The sequence below is a fragment of the Kitasatospora sp. NPDC048545 genome, assembly GCF_040651155.1.
In the GTDB taxonomy this organism is placed as follows: domain Bacteria; phylum Actinomycetota; class Actinomycetes; order Streptomycetales; family Streptomycetaceae; genus Kitasatospora.
Genome location: NZ_JBEZIQ010000041.1, coordinates 38,987 through 58,160 on the forward strand (window position 1 = coordinate 38,987; position 19,174 = coordinate 58,160).

Genomic DNA, 19,174 nt, shown 5'->3' on the forward strand with positions numbered 1-19,174 from the left:
CGGCTACACCCACGTCCTGGGACGGGCACGGTTGGCCCGCTCCACCATCTCGATCCTGATCTCCGCCCGGTCGGCCAACCGGGCGAGTACCCGGTAGGACTGTTCCAGGGCGAAGCGCAGTTCCCGCTCCTGTGCGGGACGTCCCAGTACCACCAGGTCGGCAGCCGGCCCGGCCCCGGCCGACCCGGCGCCGATCCAGCCGAGGGCCGCGCCGAGCACCTCGACCGAGAGCTCCTCGCGGCGGCGGTCGTCCAGCCGCAGCGCGGTCAGCTGCGCGGAGCTCGCGCCGAGGTCACCGGCCAGTTCGTCGGTGGCGGGGCGCTCGCGCAGCCGGGCCCGGACGGCGGCGATCCGGGCGGCGGTGTACTGGCTGGAGGTGGCCGGGACGGACTCCAGGACGCGGACCGCACCGGAGCGGTCGTCCTCGGCGAGCCGGACCCGCGCCAGCCCGAAGGCGGCGCTCAGGTAGGCCTGGTCGGTGGCCCACACCAGCCGGTAGAACTCGGCCGCGTCGCCGCTGTCGCCGAGCAGTTCGGCGCAGATGGCGAGGGCCAGCTTGGGCGCGGCCTCACCGGGGAAGGCGTCGTAGACCGCGTCGAAGGCCTCGGCGCCGGCCCGCAGGGCCGTGTCCCGTCCGTCCGCCTCGGGGTGCTCGGGGTCCGCCGCCCGGGGCGGGCCGGCCGGTTCGTCGCCGGCGCGGTCCGGGCAGGCCCCGACCAGGGCGGTCAGGCCGCGGTACCAGACCACCCGCCAGTCGTCCGGGTGGTCCCGCTCCAGCTCGTCGAGGCGGGTCGCGGCGTCGCGGTGGCGGCCGAGTTCGAGCAGGGCGCGCAGTTCGCGCAGCCGGCTCTCCACCGAGACGACGGGCGCGCCCGCCAGGGCGACGAGCGCCTCCTCGGGGTCGGGGGAGAGCAGGGTGGCGAGGAAGCCGGCGTTGGGGTCGCCCGGATCCACCCGGGGGATGGGCAGGGCGAGGGCGGCGCCGGCCGGGTCCAGGCCGGCCACCCGGAGCTGCCCGGCCTGTTCGGTGGGCAGCACCAACTCGGTGTCCACGACGCGAAGTTCGGGGCCGAAGAGGGTGGAGGGTGCCGGGTAGGGGCGGTCGTTCTGGAGGGCCAGGATCTCCCGCAGCACGCCGGTCAGCTGGTCGGCCATCTCCTCGGCGGAGGAGAAGCGGCGGGCCGGGTCCGGGTCGGTGGCGCGCACCAGCAGGCGGTAGTAGGACTCGTACCGGGCGAAGACCTCGACGTCCTCCGGCCCGGGCAGTGAGTCGCGGTGGGTGCCGCTGTAGCCCTGGAAGTCGAAGGTGAGCACCGCGAGGGTGCGGGCCACGGTGTACAGGTCGGAGGCGGGGGAGGGGCCGTCGGTGGCGATCTCCGGGGCCTGGTAGCCGATGGTGCCGTAGATCGGGCCGTCGTCGTCGTGGCGGCGGACGGCGCCCATGTCGATGATCTTGAGCGTGTCACCGCTCTGGATCGCGTTGTCGATCTTGAAGTCGCAGTACACCAGGCCCCGGCCGTGCAGGTAGCCCAGGGCGGGCAGCGCCTCCAGGGCGTACGCGATCGCCTGCTCGACCGGCAGCGGCTCGCGCCGGCCGTCCGGGGTGCGGCGGTCGTTGGCGATGTCCTTGAGCGACTTGCCGCCGACGTACTCCATGACGATGTAGCCGTCGGTGGCACCGGTGCGCAGGTCCGGGTGCTCGGCGAAGTTGATGATCCGGACGATGTTCGGGTGGTCCACCTCGGCCAGGAAACGCCGCTCGGCGACGGCCGCGGCCAGCGCGTCCTCGTCCCCGGTGTCCAGCAGGCCCTTGAGGACCACCCACTTGTCGTCGAGCCGCCGGTCCACCGCCAGGTAGATCCAGCCGAGCCCGCCGTGCGCCAGACAGCCCACCACCTCGTACTGCCCGCCGACCAGGTCCCCCCGGCGCAGCTTGGGCGTGAACGAGTACGGCGTGCCGCACTTGGTGCAGAAGCCGTCCGGGCGGCCCGGGCGGCCGTTCTTCTCCCGGCCCACCGGGGCCTCGCACTTGGAGCAGAACCGCTTGCGCTCGGGCACCTCGGGGTCGGCCAGCACCGCTCCGGCCGGATCGGCCGTCTCGACGGTCGGCACGGTGACCAGGCCGGCGCCCAGCCGGTTGCGGGTGCCCGCGCTGCTGCTGCCCCGGGTGGAACGCACCGAGACCGAGCGGCTGCTGCCGGTGCGGGTCGAGCGGTGCGAGCGGGAACGGCCGGACATCGAGCGGGCCGAGCCGCTGCGGGTCGAGCGGACCGAGCCGCTGCGCCCGGAGGCCGCGGAGGAGACCCGGGCGGACGGGATGTAGGGCTGGGTGACGCCGGTGTCGGGGCCGGGCGGGGTGAGGCCGCACTCGTCGCAGTAGCCGTCCGTGTCGACGGTGCCGGAGCAGTCGCGCGGGCAGGCCGACCCGGGGCCGACGGCACCGGCCCCCGCCGGCGCTCCCGTCGCCGGCCCGGCGGCTGCTCCTGCTGCCGTTCCCGCCGCGGACGCCCCGGCCGTCGCGGTGGTCCCGCCCGCCGGGGCCAGCCCGCACTCGTCGCAGTAGCCGTCGGCGTCGATCCGGCCGCTGCCGGAACAGTCAGGCCGTACGCACGTCTCGCCCATCAATCTCAGCCCCCCTGAACCTGTCCGTCGACCGGCGACTGGCCGGCCGTCTCCTGAGCCTGCGCGGCCTCGGTCTGGGCCGGCCGCAGGGACTGCTGGAACCGGGCCACCGCGGCGGCCGCCGCCCGCAGGTCGCACGGCGCGCTCCACAGCAGCCAGCGCGCCTTCTCGTACCGTTCGATCACTTCCGGGTCCTCGGAGACCCCCAGCCGGGCCGCCATCGCCTTGTAGGCGTCCAGCCGGCCGCGCAGCTCGGCGCGGACGGCCAGCGGCTGGGTCACCTCGGTGAGGGACTGCCGGGCCCGGCCCAGCTCCTTGGCGGCGGCGTCCTCCAGCGCGTCCAGCAGCGGCGCCAGCCGGCCCCACTGCCCGGCCTGGCGCAGGTCCAGCGCCGCGACGATCCGCTCGCGCAGCGCCGAGGCCGGGCCGGGCACCGCCGGGACGTCGCTGGCCGCTATCTTCGCCAGCACCTCGCCGCGCGCCCGGCGGGCCTCGGCCAGGGTGGCGTCGGCCCGCTGGAGCAGTTCGCCGACGCCCTGCAGCCGCTCCTCGGCCTCGTCGCGCAGCCGCAGCAGGTCCTCCAGCTCCAGCCGGACGCCGTCCAGCGCCCGCCCGGCCCGGTCGAACCGCTCGGTGTCGACCACCCCGGCGGGGCCGGCGAAGGCCGAACCCTCCGGGACCGTGCCGCGCTGGGCGGGCACCCGGGCCGGGCGCCACAGCGCCAGCGGGTCCCCGTGCACCTCGGTGCGCAGTTCGGTGAGGTCCTTCTCGATCGCCACCAGGTCGTCGGCCAGCGGGTGGCCCCCGGCCCGCACGCCGAGCGACCCGGCCAGCGTCCGCACCCGGTGGAGCTCGGCCAGCAGCAGGTCGATCCGGGCCGGCAACGCGGACCAGACCGCGTCGGCGGCGCTGACCACCTCCAGCACGGTCGCGTACCAGGAGTTCATCCGGGTCATCAGCGCGTCCAGGCTGATCCGCTCGACCAGCTTGGCGGGCGCGCCGAGCAGTTGCGGACCGTCCGGCACCGCACCGCCCGGAACGGTCACCGCGTCACCGGTCAACAGCTCGCTCAGCTCGGCGAGTTCGGGCCCGCCTGGCTTGGCCTTGCGGGCCCGCACGGCGCGCGCCGAGGCCAACGCCTCGGAGTAGCGGTCGAACAGCGCCCAGAGCAGCGGCAGACCCTTCCCGGCGACCGACCAGCGCTCCAGGGTGCGCCCGCACAGCTCGGCGCCGTCCAGCAGCCGCAGGCCCGGGTGGTCCTGCAGGGCGAGCAGCGCCGACTCGACCGCGTCCCGCTCCGCGCCGAGGCGCGCCAGCGCGCGGTCCACCTCCTCCCGGCTCAGTACCGGGCCAGCCGATGCCGCCACCGCGGTGTCCTTCCTTCCTCGCGTGCGATCCCGACGCGTACGACGGGCGATCCCACGACAACCCCCCTGTCCACCACGGGTCTCCCCGCGGTGATCGTCCCGAACCCTAGCCGGTGACCGTTCGGGCGGAACGGGCGCGGGGCGTCAAGACGGTGTCAACGCCCCGGGCCCGTGCCGCCCGAACGGTGCCCCGGCGCGGTCGTTCGGGTGGTCGTCCGTGCGCCCCCGGTCGGCCTCCGGGCCCGCCTCCCGGTCCGCCTCCTGTTCCCCTTCCCGGGCCGTGTCACCGTGCGTTCCCCGGCGGCGTTCCCGGGCGCGTCCCCCGGTTCGGACCCGGCTCTTTCCCGCGTTCCGTCCTCAGCGCGTGCCGGGCCAGTAGTGGTCGGCGTCGTTGAGCATGTACGGCTTGAGCCAGTGCTCGTACGAACGGGCCCAGTCGCCGCGCGCGTAGTAGTCGGCCAGCACCTGGTTGACCCGGGCGGTCAGGTCCGGGCTCTCCTTCAGCATGGCGACGCCGATCACCTCCGGCTGCGCCTCGCCGTCCACGATCCGCACCGTCTGGTCCTGGGCGGCCTGACCGGCCGCCAGGCCGTTGTCGGTCATGACGGCGTCCGCCTTGCCGAGCTGCAGCAGCACCAGGCAGTCCAGCTGGTTCCCGACGGTGACGACCTGTCCGGCGGTCTTCATGCCGTTGACCACGGTCTGGGCCGTGGAGCCGTCGGCGACGCAGACCGTCCGGCCCTTGACCGCGTCGTCGATGGTCTTCGCCGGGGAGGCCTTGGGCACCAGGACGCGCTGGGTGATGTTGAAGTACGGCTTGGAGAAGGCGACGTCCTCCATCCGCTTGCAGTTGATCGTCATGGTGCGGACGACCAGGTCGACCCGGCCCTTCTTGATCGCGTCGATCCGGTCGGCCGTCGCCACCGGCTTGAGCACCACCTTGTCCGGGTCGCCGATGATCGCCGCGCCGATCGCCCGGGCCAGGTCGACGTCGAAGCCCTCGATCTGGCCGGTGTTCGGGTTGCGGGCGCCCCAGCGGTAGCTGTTCTGGTCGACGCCGATCACCAGGCTGCGCTTGGCCTTGATGGCCTTCACGGCCGGCCCGTCCTCGGTGCTCGGCGGCACGCTCTTGGTGACGTCGCAGGTGTCGGCGGGGCCCTCCTCCTGCTGCGCCGCCCGGGGCGCGGCGCCGGCGGCGGTCGTGGTCGTCGGCGCGGCGCCGACCGGGCCGCCCCCGGCGAGCACCGCGGCGCCGGCCGCCAGCAGTGCCAGGGCGGCGAAGGGCCTGGTCCGTACGGTTCTCGTGCGCATCTGTCCGTTTCCCCCTTGCCCGTTACCGGTACTCGGCCAGTCGTCGGCCCAGGCCCCGCAGCGCGGCGGCCGCGGCCACCAGCCCGAGCAGCGCGGCCGCGGCGGCGGCGGTGCGCAGGTCCCCGCCGGTGCCCTTCGCGGACTGCTCGAACCGGCCCTGCTCGATGTCGGCGGCCCGGGCGAGCGCCCGGTCGGTGGCGTTGAAGGCCGCGTCGGCGGTGTGTGCGTCGGCCGCGGCCGCCACGGTCGCATCCAGGGCGCCCTGGTAGTTCGCGTCGTCGACCTCCAGCTTCCGGGCCTCGTTGTGCCGGTCGTGCCACTCGTCGAACTGCTGCACCGCGTCCCGGACGTCCTGCTGGGCGGCCGCGGGCGCGAGCCGGACGGCCTCCGGGAGCGAACCGGTGCGCCGTTCCAGCGGATCGCCCTTGACCGCGGCCCCGTCCAGGTGTTCGGTGGCCTTCGTCCACTGGTCGGCGTACTTGGTGGTGGAGCCGCGGGCGACCAGGTGCAGGTTCTCCGAGAGCCGGGCGGTCAGCACGTCGACCCGGGCGTAGTTGAGCGACCGCAGCGGGGTCGCGCCCTCGCTGTCGCTGCGCTTCAGTGCCGCGTCGGTGGTCAGCCCGGCGACGGTGAGCCACAGTGCCCCGGCCAGCACGGCGGCGGTGGCGCCCAGCAGGCCGACGTTGAACACCCGGTTGGTGCGGCGGAACAGCGTCAGCTGCACCCAGCCCAGTGCCGCCAGGGTGATCAGCGCCAGGCCGTACGCCCCCCACGGCACCGACTTGGCCGCCGCGTAGTCGTTCGCCAGCTCGTCGTTCTCGGTGGCGGCCAGCTCCGCGGCCGCCGGCAGCAGGACGGTCTGCATCTGCTCGGAGGCGTACCGCAGATAGGCGCCGCCGAGCGGGATACCCTGCCGGTTGTCGGCTCGGGCCGTCTCCACCAGGCCCGCGTACACCGGGAGTTGCTGGTTCAGCCGGGCGAGCGAGTCCTGTGCGGGAGAGGTCGCGGTGGTCCTGGCGGCGGCCTGGGCGACCAGCTCGGCGGCCGTGGCGAGGTCGTGCTCGTAGCGGTCCCGGACGTCCTTGGGCTCGGCACCGGCCAGCAGGAAACCGGTCGCGGCCGTGGTGGCGGCGTCGGCCAGGTTGCGGTGGATCTCGGCGGCGTCCCGACTGAGCGGCTGACTGTACGAGACCACCCGGTCGGCGGCCTGCGCCCTGGTCTCCAACTGCCAGGCGGTGAGCCCGCCGAACGCCACCGTCGCCACCGCGAGCACCACCCCGGCCAGCCGCAGCCGGCCGGGCGCCGTCCGGGTGGCCTGCGCGAGCCGGGCGCGGACGCCGGTGGGGGCGAGCGCCCCGGAGCGCCGGGCCGGCACCACGCCCGGGACGGCCGCCGGGGGCGGGCCGGGCTTCACGAGCACCGGCGCGCCGCCCCCCGCGGCCGGTGGTCCCGACGGCCGGTCCGGCCGTGCCGGGTTCGCGGCGCCCGGAGCGCCGTTGCCTACTGGTGTCGCCACCCGCCTCATCCTCCCCTGGGGCCGGACCCGTTCCCCGGGGCCCGGCCGATGGCAGCAGTATGGCCGCGACTCCCCCCGGCCACACCTGACTTGCGCCGATCTTGAGCATGTCGTGCACGGTTCCCGCACGCCCCCGCACGGGTCGCACGCGCGTCCCGGGCCGCCCGCTCGCCCGTCCGCCGCTCCGCCGCCGCCCGGGTCGCGGTCCGGTCGCGGTCCGGTGGTCGTCCGTGGCGCCGTCCGTGCCGTGATCCACGGCGTCGCCCGTGCGGAGAGGTGGCGAACCGTCCGACGCTGGCCGCACCCTACGCGGTTCCCCCGACAGACGGAGCGCGGGGCTCCGTTCGTGGGCGCGCGCTCCCGGGTGCGGCACCCCCGCGCTCCGTACGATGGACACATGCGCCTGCTTGGAACGATCTCGCCCGACCGCCCACTGCTCGTCGTCGCCGTCCGTGAGGAGGCCGCCCACCTGGACGACCGACTGCCCGTGCTGCTCACCGGGATCGGGAAGGTCAACGCCGCCGCCGCCCTGGCCGCCGTCCTCGCGCACGGGCAGAAGCCCGCCGAGGTGATCAACCTGGGCACGGCCGGCGCGCTGCGCCCCGGCTGGGAGGGCACCCACCACGTGGTCCAGGTGATCCAGCACGACCTCGACACGGCCGCCCTGCAGGCGCTCACCGGACGCCAGTACGGCGCTCCGCTGGTCATCGGCAAGGGCGACGGGCCGGTCCTGGCCACCGGCGACCTGTTCATCTCCGACCCGGCCGCCCGCGACCGGCTCGCCGAGCACGCCGACCTGGTCGACATGGAGGGCTACGCCGTCGCCACCGTCGCCCACCGGGCCGGGGTGCCGGTGCGACTGGTCAAGCACGTCAGCGACGAGGCGGGGGAGGGCGCCGTACACAGCTGGCGGGAGTCGGTCGACGACTGCGCCCGGCACCTCGCGGACTGGGTCGCGGCGCAGGGCTGGTGACGGGGGCAGCGGCCCGGGGTGGTGACGGGGCAGTGGCCCGGGGTGGTGACGCCGGCCGGTGGCCCGGGGTGGTGACGCCGGCCGGTGGCGGCGATCGGTGACGGACGTTCAAACCCCGTGTTCCGCAGCGCGGGTGATGGCTGGGGTGGCGCGGTGACAGAGAACACCGAGAACGCCGGGAGCGCCGCGGCCACCGTGCCGAGCAAGCTCACCGACACCCGCCCGCCGAGCACCAACGCGGACGAGCCCACCACCCTGCTGGCCTTCCTCGACTACCTGCGCGGGGCGGTGATCGCCAAGGTCGAGGGGCTCTCCGACGAAGACGCCCGGCGCCCCGGCGTCGCCTCCGGCACCAGCCTGTTGTGGCTGGTGCGGCACCTGACCGTGGTCGAGCACAACTGGTTCGCGTGGGCCTACCAGGGCGAGGGCGAGAAGCCGCGCGAGTCGGACGACGTCCCGCTGGACGGCGCGACCGTCGCCGGCGAGGTCGCCGCCTACCGCGACGCGATCGCCCGGTCCAACGCGGTGGCGGCGGCCGCCCCGGACCTCGACCGGCCGGGCGTGCGCTCCCTGCGGCCGGACGCCGCCGAGGGGCCGTCGCTGCGGTGGGTCCTGGTCCACATGATCGAGGAGACCGGGCGGCACGCCGGGCACGCGGACATCATCCGCGAACAGCTGGACGGCGCGGTCGGGCGCTGACCGCGGCCGGGTGGGGGTGGGCGGTCGCCCGCCCACCCCCATCCCCGTCCGTTCCGGCCCGCTCCGGGCACCTACCGGTCCCGGAAGTCCGAGAGGTCCAGCGCGGCCAGCCGCTCGGGGTCGGTGAGCACGTCGATCGCGACGATCGCGCCGTCCACGACCGTGAACGCCATGACCGACAGCGCCCGCCCGTTGTCGCCGATCACCACGGCCCCCGCGGTGCCGTTGACCAGCGCCGGGCGGGCGAACGGCGACAGCGTGCCCCACAGGACGGCCTGGCCGGCCACCGTGGCGGCGCCCGAGAGCACCACCGTGTGCCGGGCCGGCACCGCCCCGCCGTCCGAGCGCAGCACCACGTCCGGGTCGAGCACCGCGACCAGCGCGTCCAGGTCGCCGTCGCGGGCGGCAGCGAAGAAGGCGTCCACGGCCAGCCGCTGCCGCCCGAGGTCCGGGTCCGGCGCGGGCGCCTGCCCCTGCACCTTGCGGCGGGCCCGGCTGGCCAGCTGGCGGGTCGCCGCCGCCGTCCTCTCGATCAACGGGGCGATCTCGTCGAATGGCACGGCGAACAGGTCGTGCAGCACGAAGGCGACCCGCTCGGCCGGCGACAGTGACTCCATCACCACCATCAGCGCCAGCCCCACCGAATCCGCGAGCATCACCTCCTGCTCGGGGTCCGCCACGCCCTCGCGCCGCAGCAGCGGGTCCGGGATGCGCGGCGGCCCCGGCTCGCCGCCCGGCCCGGCTGGCTCCAGCGGCTCCTCGCGGCGCAGCGCGCGGGTGCGCAGCAGGTTCAGGCAGACCCGCGAGACCACCGTGGTCAGCCAGCCGGCGAGGTTCGCCACCTCCGAGGTGTCGGTGCGGTCGTACCGCAGCCACGCCTCCTGCAGGGCGTCCTCGGCCTCGCTGACCGACCCGAGCATCCGGTACGCGACCGCGCGCAGGTGCGGGCGCTGCTCCTCGAAGAGCACGGTCCGGGCAGACCTCTCGTCCACGTTCTCGTCCACCGCGTCGTCCACGTGTCACGTTCCTTCGTCGCCGGGGGCAGGGCAGCAGGAGCCACCCAACAACGGCTGCGGCAGGGAGATCAACTCCCCGCCTGGGACGCATCGGAGACGACCGTGACGAACGACCCGGCGAACGGTGGGCCCGCGGCGGGCGGCCCGGTGCTCGTCACCGGTGGCACCGGCACCCTCGGCCGCCGGGTCGTGCGTGCGTGCGCGGGGGCTGTCGGCGGTGCGTCTGTGCGTCCGGGCGGCCCGGGGCTGTCGGCGGTGCGCCGTAGGGTGGCCGCCATGTCCCTCCTCGACGCGATCCGCGCCAACGACACCGCGGCCGACTACCTGACCTGTACGGGTGAGTTCGACCCCTCCCTGCGCTACGAGCACGTGGAGGAGGTGGTGCTCGCCTCCGGTGAGGCCCTGGAGCCGGTCGCCAAGGACGGTGGGGGCGGCACCTACTTCCTGTGCGGCGAGGGCGGCGAGGAACGGCCCGTCCTGTACGCCGACTCCGAGGGCGGCGCCGCCCTGCTGGCCGTCGGGGTGCCGGAGCTGGTCCGGCTGCTGCTGGCCGTGCCGTGGTGGCGGGACTGTCGGCGGCTGACGGTGGAGGAGAGCGCGGAGGCCGCCGAGGACTACCTGGAGGAGGAGCCCGGGCACTACGCCGACCGGGACGCTGCCGCCGCCGCGCTCGGCCTCGAAGTCCCGTCCGAGGCCGAGGCGCTGGCGCGGCTGCGGGAGGTCGCGTTCGGCCTCGGGGCGTCGTACGTGCTGCTCAACGCCGAGGAGGGCAACGCGTACGAGCCGCTGCTCAGGGCCTGACGCCCTCAGGCCTTGGCCGCCACCAGTACCTGCTCCGTCGTCACCACCTTGGCGAACCGCATCGCGTGCAGCACCGTGCCCGTGGCGCGGGCGAGTTCGGCCGCGGTGAGCGTGGTGCCGTCGGGGCCGGTCATGTCGAAGGTGTGCATGGCGTCGGTCGGGAAGATCGCGTCGTAGCCGAGGTTGCCGGCCATCCGGGCGGTGGTCTCGTTGCACACGTTGGTGATGATCCCGGTGACGACGAGCTGGCGGGCGCCGCGTTCCTGCAGCCAGGCGTGCAGGTCCGGGGTGCCGTAGAAGGCACTGTTGACGGTCTTGGTGATGTGCAGGTCCGGGCTGACCCCGGCGACGAAGTCCTTCAGCGCGTACCCCGGGGTGCCCTCGACCAGCGGACCGGCCCCGGAGGCGTGCTGCACGGTGACGACCGGGCGGCCGGTGGCCTGCCAGGCGGCGATCAGCTCGGCCATCCGCTGCTCGGCCTGCGGGTTGTCGCGGGGTCCCCAGTACTCGTGGTCGTCGAAGCCCTTCTGGACGTCGATGAGCAGCAGGACCGCGTCGGGGTCGAGGGTGAGCGGGGCGTCGAAGGCGTCGGTGTTCGTCATGTGTCCATCGTGCTCGGGTGGGTGCCGAGGCCGTGAGAGGCAGAGATGCCACCCATCGATAGGTTTCTGCCATCGGTCTGCCGTAGGGTCCTGCCATGCGAACCGTGGGTTGTCTGATCTTCGACGGCGTCCGGACCTTCGACTATGCGGTGATCGGCGAGGTCTGGGCGAACCGGACCACCCGGCCCGGACTGCCCGCTTTCGACCTGCGGGTCTGCGGCCCCGACGGCACCCGGGTACGGCTGGGCGGCGGACTGGAACGCGTCCCCGACCACGGACTGGCCGCGCTCGCCGACTGCGACCTGGTCGTCGTCCCGGGCGTCGAGGACCCGGGCACCGACCACGACCCCGCCCTCCTCGCCGCCCTGCGGACCGCCCGCGATCGGGGCGTCCCCATCGCCTCGCTCTGCGCCGGCGCCTTCGTCCTCGCCGAAGCCGGCCTGCTCGACGGCCGCGAAGCCACCACCCACTGGGCCCTCGCCCCCGAACTCGCCCGCCGCTTCCCCGCGGTGACGGTCCGCCCCGAGGTGCTCTTCACCGGCGGCGACGGCCTGTGGACCTCGGCCGGCGTCGCGGCCGGCATCGACCTCTGCCTCCACCTCGTCCGTACCGCGCACGGCCAGCAGGCCGCCGCGGCCATCGCCCGCTCCATGGTGACCGCCCCCTTCCGGGCGGGCGGCCAGGCCCAGTTCATCCCCACTCCGGTCCCGGCCCCCAGCGCCGACGACCCGCTCTCCCGCGTCCGCGCCGAGGTCCTCGCCTCCCTCGACACCCCCTGGACCGTCCCGCGCATGGCCGCCGCCGCCCTGATGTCCGAACGCACCTTCGCCCGCCGCTTCACCGCCACCACCGGCACCACCCCCACCCGCTGGCTCCTCGACCAGCGCGTCCTCACCGCCCAGCGCCTCCTGGAGGAGACCGACCTCCCCGTCGACACCGTCGCCACCCGCTGCGGCTTCACCTCCGCCGTCTCCCTCCGCCCGGTCTTCACCGCGAGGGTCGGCGTCGCCCCCCGCGAGTACCGCCGGGCGTTCCGCGGGCGGGAGGAGGGTTAGGGAGCGCTCGTCGCCGACGGCCGGGGCGAGGGCGATTCGGACAGGGGGCAGGCAGGGGGTGCGCACCGAGAGGGACCTCCGGTCGTGCCCCTCGGTGCTGTCGACGTCGACCACGTACCGGCTGCCGGGGTGGCGTGCCGAGAATGCGGCGACGTGCGGCGCTTTCCCGGAATTGGACGATCGTCTTGCACGTTTGTGTTGCACATTCGTCTCAATCGGGCGTACGGTAGTCCCGTCGACCGCTACGCGAGGGGGAACCGGGAATGAACGACGCCATCCGCAAGGAACTGACCGTCGACGGCCGCCGACTGTCCTACCTGGACTTCGGCGGGCCGGGGCGGCCGCTGCTGGCGCTGCACGGGCACCTGTCGGAGGGGGCGGTGTGGGGGCGGCTGGCGGCCGAACTCGCCGGGGAGTGGCGGGTGATCGCACCGGACCAGCGGGGGCAGGGGGAGTCGGACCGGGCCGGGGACTACTCGCGGGAGGGGTACCTCGCGGACGTCGGGGCGCTGCTGGACCACCTGGGGCTGGAGCGGGTGGTGCTGCTGGGGCACTCGCTCGGCGGGATCAACGCCTACCAGTTCGCGGCCCGGCACCCCGAACGGGTCGAGGCGCTCGTCGACGTCGAGGCACCGGTGGTGTTCGGCCTGGAGGGGCCGCACCCGCTGGCGTTCCTGCTGGGCCTGCCCTATGACGCGCCCACCCGGGACGGGCTGATCGCCGCCCTCGGGCCCGCCGCGCCGTTCTTCGCGGACCGGCTGCGGGAGAACGCCGACGGCAGTTGGCGGCTGCCGTTCCACCCGGAGGACATGTACGAGTCGGAGGAGCTCGTCCACGGCGACCACTGGGCGGACTGGACGGCGAGCAGTTGCCCCGCGCTGCTCGTGCGCGGCACCGACGGCGTGATCCCGGCCGGGCAGGCGGCGGAGATCGTCGCCCGCCGGCCCGGGACGGTCGCGGTGGAGCTGGCCGGCGACCACCTGTTGCCGGTCACCGCCGCCGGCGAACTGGCCGGTGCGGTGCGGGAGTTCCTGGCGACGCTGTGACAGCCCGGCGCCCGTGTCGGCCGGGGCGGGGCCGGCGGGCGGAGCGGGGTGGCGGCCCTCAGCGCCGCCACCCCTCTTGCCTTCTCGGCACCGGGGTGGCACTTCATTGAGCCAAACCCCACGGTGGGGTGAACTCCGGTGGGGGTTCGGCGGGGGTTGTGCGGTGGTCCTACGGCGGTCCTAGAGCGCGGCGAGTTCGCCGGTCAGGTCGTCGAGGCCGAGGGATCCCTGCGCGAGCGCCTTCATGTGCCAGGTCTTGAGGTCGAAGGCGGCGCCCTGGCGGCGGCGGGCGGCTTCGCGGCCCTGGAGCCAGGCGCGTTCGCCGAGCTTGTAGCCGATGGCCTGGCCGGGCCAGCCGAGGTAGCGGACGATCTCGCTGTCGCGCAGTTCGGCGGGGCTGCCGTTGTAGGTGGCCATGAACTCGGTGGCGAGTTCCGGGGTCCAGCGTTCGCCGGGGTGGAAGCCCGAGTCGGCGGGGACGGCCAGGTCGAGGTGCATGCCGATGTCGATGATCACGCGGATGGTGCGCAGCATCTGTTCGTCGAGGAAGCCGAGGCGGTGGGCGGGGTCGTCGAGGAAGCCCAGCTCGTCCATGAGGCGTTCGGAGTACAGCGCCCAGCCCTCGACGTTGGCGCTGACCATGCCCAGGGTGGTCTGGTAGCGGCTGAGCCGGTCGGCGAGGGCGACCCATCGGGCGAGTTGCAGGTGGTGGCCGGGGACGCCCTCGTGGTACCAGATGCTGACGAGCTGCCAGGTGGGGAAGGAGTCCCGCCCGAGGGTGGGGAAGTAGGTGCGGCCGGGCCGGCTGAAGTCCAGGCTGGGGCTGGAGTAGTACGGCGAGGCCGCGCTCCCGGCCGGGGCGATCCTGGACTCCACGCGGCGCAGCGGGCCGGTGATGTCGAAGTGGGTGCCGTCGAGGGCGGTGATCGCCCCGTCCATGAGCTGCTGCAGCCAGTCGCGGACCGCTTCCTCGCCCTCGACCGCGTGCCCGTTCCGTTCCAGGTGGTGCATCGCCTCCAGGGCTCCGGCACCGGGCAGGACGCGGTCGGCTTCGGTGCGCATCTCGGCGGCGGTGCGGTGGAACTCCTCCCAGGCCCACGCGTAGGCCTCGTCCAGGTCGGGTTCGGCGCCGGTGTGGTGGCGTACGGCGATCCGGTAGCGGTCGCGGCCTGCGGCGTCGGGGGTGCCGAGGGTGGCCGGCGCGTAGGTGTCGCGCAGCCAGTCGCGGAACCCGGCGACGGCGGCGGTGGCCCGGACGGCGACGGCGTCCAGTTCGCCCCGCAGCCGTTCGGGGCCGGGGGAGACGAAGTCGGTGAACCACCCGGCGGTTCCGGCGTCCTCGCCGGTCCACGCGGTCAGCTGGTCGATGACGGCGGACGCCTGGCGGGGCGCGGCGAGCAGGCGCCGGGACATCCCCTCGGTGAGGGTCGCGCGGTACCCGTCGAGCGCGGCGGGCAGGTTGCGCATCCGGCCGGCCACCGCGGCCCAGTCGTCGTCGGTGGCGGTCGGCATGTAGGTGAAGATGTCCCGGACCTGGTGGACGTGCCCGCTGATGTTGCGCAGCTGGCGGTAGTTCTCGCCGGAGTCGTGCACGGCGAGTTCGGCGGTCAGGCGTTCGCGGAGCAGCCTGGCGCAGGTGCGGTCGGCGGGGTCGGTGGCGGTGCCGGCCGCGGTGGTGAGCCCGGCCGTGGCGGCGTCGAGTGCGGTGAGGGTGCGGCGGGCGATGTCGGCGCGTGCGTCGAGTCCTTCCGGGGAGAGGTCCGGTTGCCGGTCGTCGCCCGGGTGCAGGCCCAACCAGGCTGCGTCCAGGGGGTCGTGGGCGGCCACGTGGTCGAGGTGGCGGTCGGCGATGGTGCGAGCGGTGATCGTTTCATCTGCCATGGCGCCATGATGGCGTACCCGTCGGGGCTTGCCGACGGGTACGGCCGTCATGGGCGGTCGTCAGCCCGTGTGGGAGTCGCGCAGCAGTTTCTTGTCGGGCTTGCCGACGGCCGTCAGCGGGATCGTGGGCAGGAGGTGCAGGGCTTCCGGCGCGTACATCCGGCCCTTGTGGGCGGTGACGAACGCGCGGACGTCGTCGAGTTCGGGCCGCTGCCCCGGTGCGGGGACGACGGCGACGTGGACGTGTTCCGCCTCCTGGGCGTCGCGCACGCCGTAGACCGCGCACTGGGCGATCGCCGGGTGGGTGAGCAGCACTTCCTCCACCTCGGCGGGGTAGACGTGCCCGCCGACCACGATGATCTTGTCCTTGAGGCGGTCGGCCAGGTAGAGGTAGCCGTCCTCGTCGAGGTAGCCGATGTCCCCGGTGTTCAGCCAACCGTCGCGCAGGACCTCGGCGGTGAGGTCGGGCCGTTTCCAGTACCCGGCCATCACCGTGGTCGAGCGGATGTGGATCTCGCCCTGCTCGCCGGTCGGCAGTCCGGTGCCGTCGGCGGCGCGGATCGCCACCTCCACGCCCGGGAGGGGCTTGCCGACGGAGAGCCGGCCGCCGTGGCCGATCCGGTCGTGCTCGTGCGGGGGGAGCACGGCGATGTTCTGCGCCTCGGACTGCCCGTAGCCGCTCACCAGGATCGGCCCGAACACCTTGATCGCCTCGCGGATCCGGCTCGGCGAGGCGGCGCAGCCCCCGTAGGAGACCCGGCGCAGGCTGGTCAGGTCGGTGCGGCCGATCGCCGGGTGGTCCAGCAACCGGTAGAGCAGCGGCGGCAGGACCCACAGGTCGGTGATGCGTTCGCGTTCGACGGCCGCCAGCACCTCGCCCGGGTCGAAGGAGCGCTGGATGACCACGGTGCCGCCGCTGTGGAACGTCAGGTCGGCGAGCACCCCGGCGAGGTGCGCGAGCGAGGTGGCGGCGAGGAGGCGGGGCGGGACGTCGTCGCTGCCGCGGCCGTACGCCACGTCGAAGGCGCTCCGGTACGGGCCGTGCAGGCTGCGGATGCCCTTGGGGATGCCGGTGGTGCCGCCGGTGTGGCGGATGCCGAGGTCGTCGTCCGGGCCGATCCGGACGGCCGGCGGCTCGGCGGGCCGGCGGGCGGAGGCGGCGACGACGTCCTCGCCGATCGGCTCGCCCCCCGCCGCTCCGTTCCCCGCCGCCCCGTTCCCCGCCGCTTCGGGGCCCGGGCCGAGGGTGAGGACGGTCGGGACGTCGACAAGCGGCAGCAACTCGGCGGCCGTGGCGTACCGTTCGGCGTCCACGAGCAGGATGCCGGTGTCCACGCTCGTCGTGATCTCGGCCAGCACCGGCGCGCTCATGCCGTCGTACAGGTTCACCACCCGGGCCCCCGCGAGCCCCGCCGCGTAGCGGGCGCTCAGCGCCTCGGCGGTGTTGCCCGTCAGCAGGGTCACGGTGGTGCCGCGGGCCGCGCCCCGGGCGAGGAGCTCGTGCGCGAGGCGGTACGTGGCGGCGGTGAAGTCGCCGGCGGTGATCACGTCGCCGTCGGCGGTGGTGATCGCCCGCCGGCCGGGATCGGCGCCGAGGGAGCGGAGGATCAGGGCCGGGGCGCTGACGAACTCCGGCTCTTCGGTGGCTACTTGGTGTGTTTCGTTCGCAACCATGGGCACAGACTAGCCCCGTGCTTCGTATCCGATCGGGAGTTTTCGCCCGGCCGGGTCAGAACGCCGAGGGGAGTGGAACGCGAGCTCGGTGAAGGCGGCCCAGTGCTCGTCCGGGGCGGTGACGATCACGTAGCCCCGCTGCGAGGGGAGCCGGGGCAGCAGCGCGCTGCGGCAAGCCGTGGCCGTGGTGGACCTCGACGGCGCTGGGGGCGCGGTCGAGGCGGAGTTCGCCGGCGGTGGTGACGGTGTCGGGCGGCGCGAGCATTGCTTGGGGGTCGATGCGGCCCGAGTCGGCGAGGACGCTGGCGAGTTGGGACTGCGGGGTGGTGAGGGAGCCGATCAGCTTGTGCGGGCTGTCGTCGCGGTACCCGGCGCTCTCCCAACGGACAGGCGGGGACGGCAGGTTGGAGTCAGTGTCGCGCGCCGGCCGGGAATGGGCGGTCGACCCGGCCGGTTGGTCGTGTCGACGGACGGCACGGTGTGTGCAAGGCCGTCCGGTGGCCGCAGGGCGGGAATCGACGGAGGTAGGGGCTCGTGGAACTGGGTGTGTTCGGACTGAATGCCAAGGCGACGGTGGGGCCGGCGGACACGGCGCGGCTGGCCCGTCGGGCGGAGGAACTGGGCTACCGGTCCTGGTGGGTGGGGGACCACGTGGTGCTGCCCAGCCCCCGGGTGCCCGACTCGCCGATGGAACCCACCGACCCGATCCTCGACCCCCTGGTGCACCTGTCCTACGTGGCCGCGCTGACCGAGCGGATCGAGCTGGGCACCGGGATCCTCATCCTCCCGCAGCGCAATCCGGTGGTCCTGGCCAAGCAGGTCGCCAGTCTCGACGTGCTGTCCGGCGGCCGGGTGCTCCTCGGCGTCGCACCCGGCTACCTCGAACCGGAGATGGCCGCGGTGGGCGTCCGGCTCTCCGAGCGTGGCGGCCGCACCGACGAGTACCTGGACGCGATGCGGCAGCTGTGGACCGAACCGGCACCGGAGTTCCACGGCAGGTACGCGAACTTCGACCACGTGGACGCGCATCCGCGCCCGGTGCGGCCCGACGGCCCGCGGATCGTGATCGGCGGGCACAGCCCGGCCGCGTACCGGCGGGCGGTCGCCAAGGGGCACGGCTGGATCGGCGCCGGCCCCTCCCCGGAGGCCCTGGCCACCCACCTCGACGGGCTGCGCAAGGCCGCCGCCGAGGTGCCCCGCCCGGCCCGGCTCGGCCGGCTGGAGATCAACTTCGTGCAGATCGACCCGGTCGAGGTGGAAGCGGACGCCGCACTGCGCTACGCGGAACTCGGCGTGGACCGGCTGCTGGTCTACCCGCTGCCGCTGGAGGACCCGGCGGAGGTGGATGCGTTCCTGGAGAGGCACGCGAGCCTGCCGCACTGAAGCGGGTGAGGTGTTCCGGACGGCGACGCCCGGGCTGAGATGACGCGTGGGAAGTCGGCGGGCTCGACTTCCCACGCATGGGCGAGCCGACACCGGATTCGTCAGGTGGCGGGTGCGGACGGTTCCGGGGTGCCTGCCGCCGGCTCGGCGGCGGGGGTGCCGACGCCGGACCGTACGGTGCCCAGGTGTTCACGCAGGCTGCCGAGCTTCTCGCTTCCCCACATCGCGGCGGGGCCGATGAGAGCGGTCAGCGCGGCCGGCGCGACCACCGAAGCCGGGAGGTCGGCGGCGGTCGCGGCGGCCACGATGACCACCGCTGCGACGCTGCCCGCCAGAACGACCACGCGATCGTGCCTGTCCTCCCGGGCGGTGACCAGTTCGGTGGGCGTCTCGGGAAGGTCCGCCTCGTCCAGCAGGCCCATCCACCGGCCCTGCACCGACCGGTCGAGCAGGGTGGCGACCAGCCGGGCCAGGCGGGGTACGGCATCCGGCCCTTCCCGGAGGACGTTCGACATCTCCCGCTCCAGGGCCTGTTGCACCCCGGCGATGTGCGGACGCAGAGCGGTGCGCCTCCGTTCGCGGTCGACACCGTACGTGGCGAACCAGCCCAGCCGGTTGGTGTGGCGCGCGACGTGCCGGTCGAGTTCCAGCAGCGGGAGCGTCCCGACGGAGGCCTCCTGGCACTTGCGGAGCAGTCGGGCGAGGTCGACGGCGGAGGTGAGCGGAAGGCTCTCGCCGACCCGCCGCCGGTAGAGGAGCATGGAACGGTAGACCCACAGCACGGCCGCGGTGCCCATCCCGGCACAGAAGGAGAAGGTCCGCAGCAGGTTGCCCCGGAAGAGCGCCGCCTCCTCCGAACTGCTCGGGAAGACAGTGAGGTAGAGGCCGGTCAGGGCGAACATGGCGGCCACTGCTGCCGGAAGGATGGCGAAGACCAGGAGCCAGGTCTCGATTCCCCAGGACCGCCGGATTCCACGGCACCAGTGCTCCTGCAGTGTTGCCGGGGTCGATCCGACCGGTGCCGGCAGGGTCTGGCCGTAGCCGGTGAGGTCGGCCGTGCTCGGGACGACGGCACGCGGCACGCGGCCGGCGATCTGCGGCGGGATCCACCACCCCTTCCATACGTCGAGGACGTCGAACACCGCCATGACGGGCCGGTAGAGCACCCCTGCCACGAACGGCGGGAACAGTGCCAGCACCATCGACTCGACCCATTGCACGCCGCAGC

At 74.4% G+C, this 19,174-nt stretch carries 15 protein-coding genes; 6 read left to right on the forward strand and 9 right to left on the reverse strand.

The window, feature by feature from the left end:
• Nucleotides 1-3 precede the first annotated feature (3 nt).
• The 4 genes from AB0D10_RS31650 to AB0D10_RS31665 all read right to left on the reverse strand — a co-directional run bounded on the left by AB0D10_RS31650 (nucleotide 4) and on the right by AB0D10_RS31665 (nucleotide 6,720).
• Nucleotides 4-2,622 carry a tetratricopeptide repeat protein gene (locus AB0D10_RS31650; RefSeq protein ID WP_360262390.1) on the reverse strand — a complete coding sequence of 873 codons (2,619 nt, stop codon included), beginning with the start codon at nucleotides 2,620-2,622 and terminating at the stop codon, nucleotides 4-6.
• 5 nt (nucleotides 2,623-2,627) lie between these two features.
• Nucleotides 2,628-3,989, reverse strand: coding sequence for a hypothetical protein (locus tag AB0D10_RS31655; RefSeq protein WP_360262391.1), 1,362 nt, complete (start codon nucleotides 3,987-3,989; stop codon nucleotides 2,628-2,630).
• A gap of 357 nt (nucleotides 3,990-4,346) precedes the next feature.
• Nucleotides 4,347-5,300, reverse strand: coding sequence for a glutamate ABC transporter substrate-binding protein (locus AB0D10_RS31660; RefSeq protein WP_360262392.1), 954 nt, complete (start codon nucleotides 5,298-5,300; stop codon nucleotides 4,347-4,349).
• A 22-nt stretch (nucleotides 5,301-5,322) separates the two neighbouring features.
• Entirely contained in the window at nucleotides 5,323-6,720 is a 1,398-nt protein-coding gene (locus AB0D10_RS31665; protein ID WP_360262393.1) for a hypothetical protein, read from the reverse strand.
• 493 nt (nucleotides 6,721-7,213) lie between these two features.
• Between AB0D10_RS31665 and AB0D10_RS31670 the strand changes: the two genes are divergently transcribed.
• Complete coding sequence (locus AB0D10_RS31670) at nucleotides 7,214-7,789, forward strand: nucleosidase (protein ID WP_360262394.1); 576 nt, start codon at nucleotides 7,214-7,216, stop codon at nucleotides 7,787-7,789.
• Between the two features lie 153 nt (nucleotides 7,790-7,942).
• A complete protein-coding gene (locus tag AB0D10_RS31675; protein ID WP_360262395.1) occupies nucleotides 7,943-8,488 on the forward strand; it encodes a DinB family protein in 546 nt (181 codons plus the stop codon).
• Nucleotides 8,489-8,559: 71 nt separating this feature from the next.
• On the opposite strand, the gene AB0D10_RS31680 is transcribed toward AB0D10_RS31675, so the two are convergent.
• Nucleotides 8,560-9,504 (reverse strand): sigma-70 family RNA polymerase sigma factor, encoded by a 945-nt coding sequence (locus tag AB0D10_RS31680; protein WP_360262396.1) that lies wholly within the window; start codon nucleotides 9,502-9,504, stop codon nucleotides 8,560-8,562.
• Nucleotides 9,505-9,780: 276 nt separating this feature from the next.
• On the opposite strand from AB0D10_RS31680, the gene AB0D10_RS31685 reads away from it, so the two are divergent.
• A complete protein-coding gene (locus AB0D10_RS31685; RefSeq protein ID WP_360262397.1) occupies nucleotides 9,781-10,305 on the forward strand; it encodes a hypothetical protein in 525 nt (174 codons plus the stop codon).
• A 5-nt stretch (nucleotides 10,306-10,310) separates the two neighbouring features.
• On the opposite strand, the gene AB0D10_RS31690 is transcribed toward AB0D10_RS31685, so the two are convergent.
• Complete coding sequence (locus AB0D10_RS31690) at nucleotides 10,311-10,907, reverse strand: cysteine hydrolase family protein (RefSeq protein WP_360262398.1); 597 nt, start codon at nucleotides 10,905-10,907, stop codon at nucleotides 10,311-10,313.
• A 95-nt stretch (nucleotides 10,908-11,002) separates the two neighbouring features.
• Here AB0D10_RS31690 and AB0D10_RS31695 point away from each other — a divergent pair, with 95 nt between their 5' ends.
• Nucleotides 11,003-11,962: a helix-turn-helix domain-containing protein gene (locus tag AB0D10_RS31695; RefSeq protein WP_360262399.1), complete on the forward strand. Its 960-nt coding sequence runs from the start codon at nucleotides 11,003-11,005 to the stop codon at nucleotides 11,960-11,962.
• A gap of 263 nt (nucleotides 11,963-12,225) precedes the next feature.
• On the forward strand, nucleotides 12,226-13,008 hold the full coding sequence (locus AB0D10_RS31700; protein ID WP_360262400.1) for an alpha/beta hydrolase: 783 nt from the start codon (nucleotides 12,226-12,228) through the stop codon (nucleotides 13,006-13,008).
• 180 nt (nucleotides 13,009-13,188) lie between these two features.
• On the opposite strand, the gene AB0D10_RS31705 is transcribed toward AB0D10_RS31700, so the two are convergent.
• Together AB0D10_RS31705 and AB0D10_RS31710 are read right to left on the reverse strand one after the other, a co-directional pair.
• The gene (locus AB0D10_RS31705; protein ID WP_360262401.1) at nucleotides 13,189-14,889 is read right to left on the reverse strand and encodes a DUF885 domain-containing protein; all 1,701 of its coding nucleotides are present in this window, start codon (nucleotides 14,887-14,889) and stop codon (nucleotides 13,189-13,191) included.
• A gap of 60 nt (nucleotides 14,890-14,949) precedes the next feature.
• A complete protein-coding gene (locus tag AB0D10_RS31710; protein ID WP_360262402.1) occupies nucleotides 14,950-16,563 on the reverse strand; it encodes an AMP-binding protein in 1,614 nt (537 codons plus the stop codon).
• Between the two features lie 546 nt (nucleotides 16,564-17,109).
• On the opposite strand from AB0D10_RS31710, the gene AB0D10_RS31715 reads away from it, so the two are divergent.
• Nucleotides 17,110-17,946 carry an LLM class F420-dependent oxidoreductase gene (locus AB0D10_RS31715; RefSeq protein ID WP_360262403.1) on the forward strand — a complete coding sequence of 279 codons (837 nt, stop codon included), beginning with the start codon at nucleotides 17,110-17,112 and terminating at the stop codon, nucleotides 17,944-17,946.
• A gap of 101 nt (nucleotides 17,947-18,047) precedes the next feature.
• Here the strand turns inward: AB0D10_RS31715 and AB0D10_RS31720 are convergent, their stop codons facing one another.
• Nucleotides 18,048-19,166, reverse strand: a complete 1,119-nt coding sequence (locus tag AB0D10_RS31720) for a hypothetical protein (protein ID WP_360262404.1) — start codon at nucleotides 19,164-19,166, stop codon at nucleotides 18,048-18,050.
• Nucleotides 19,167-19,174: the final 8 nt, after the last annotated feature.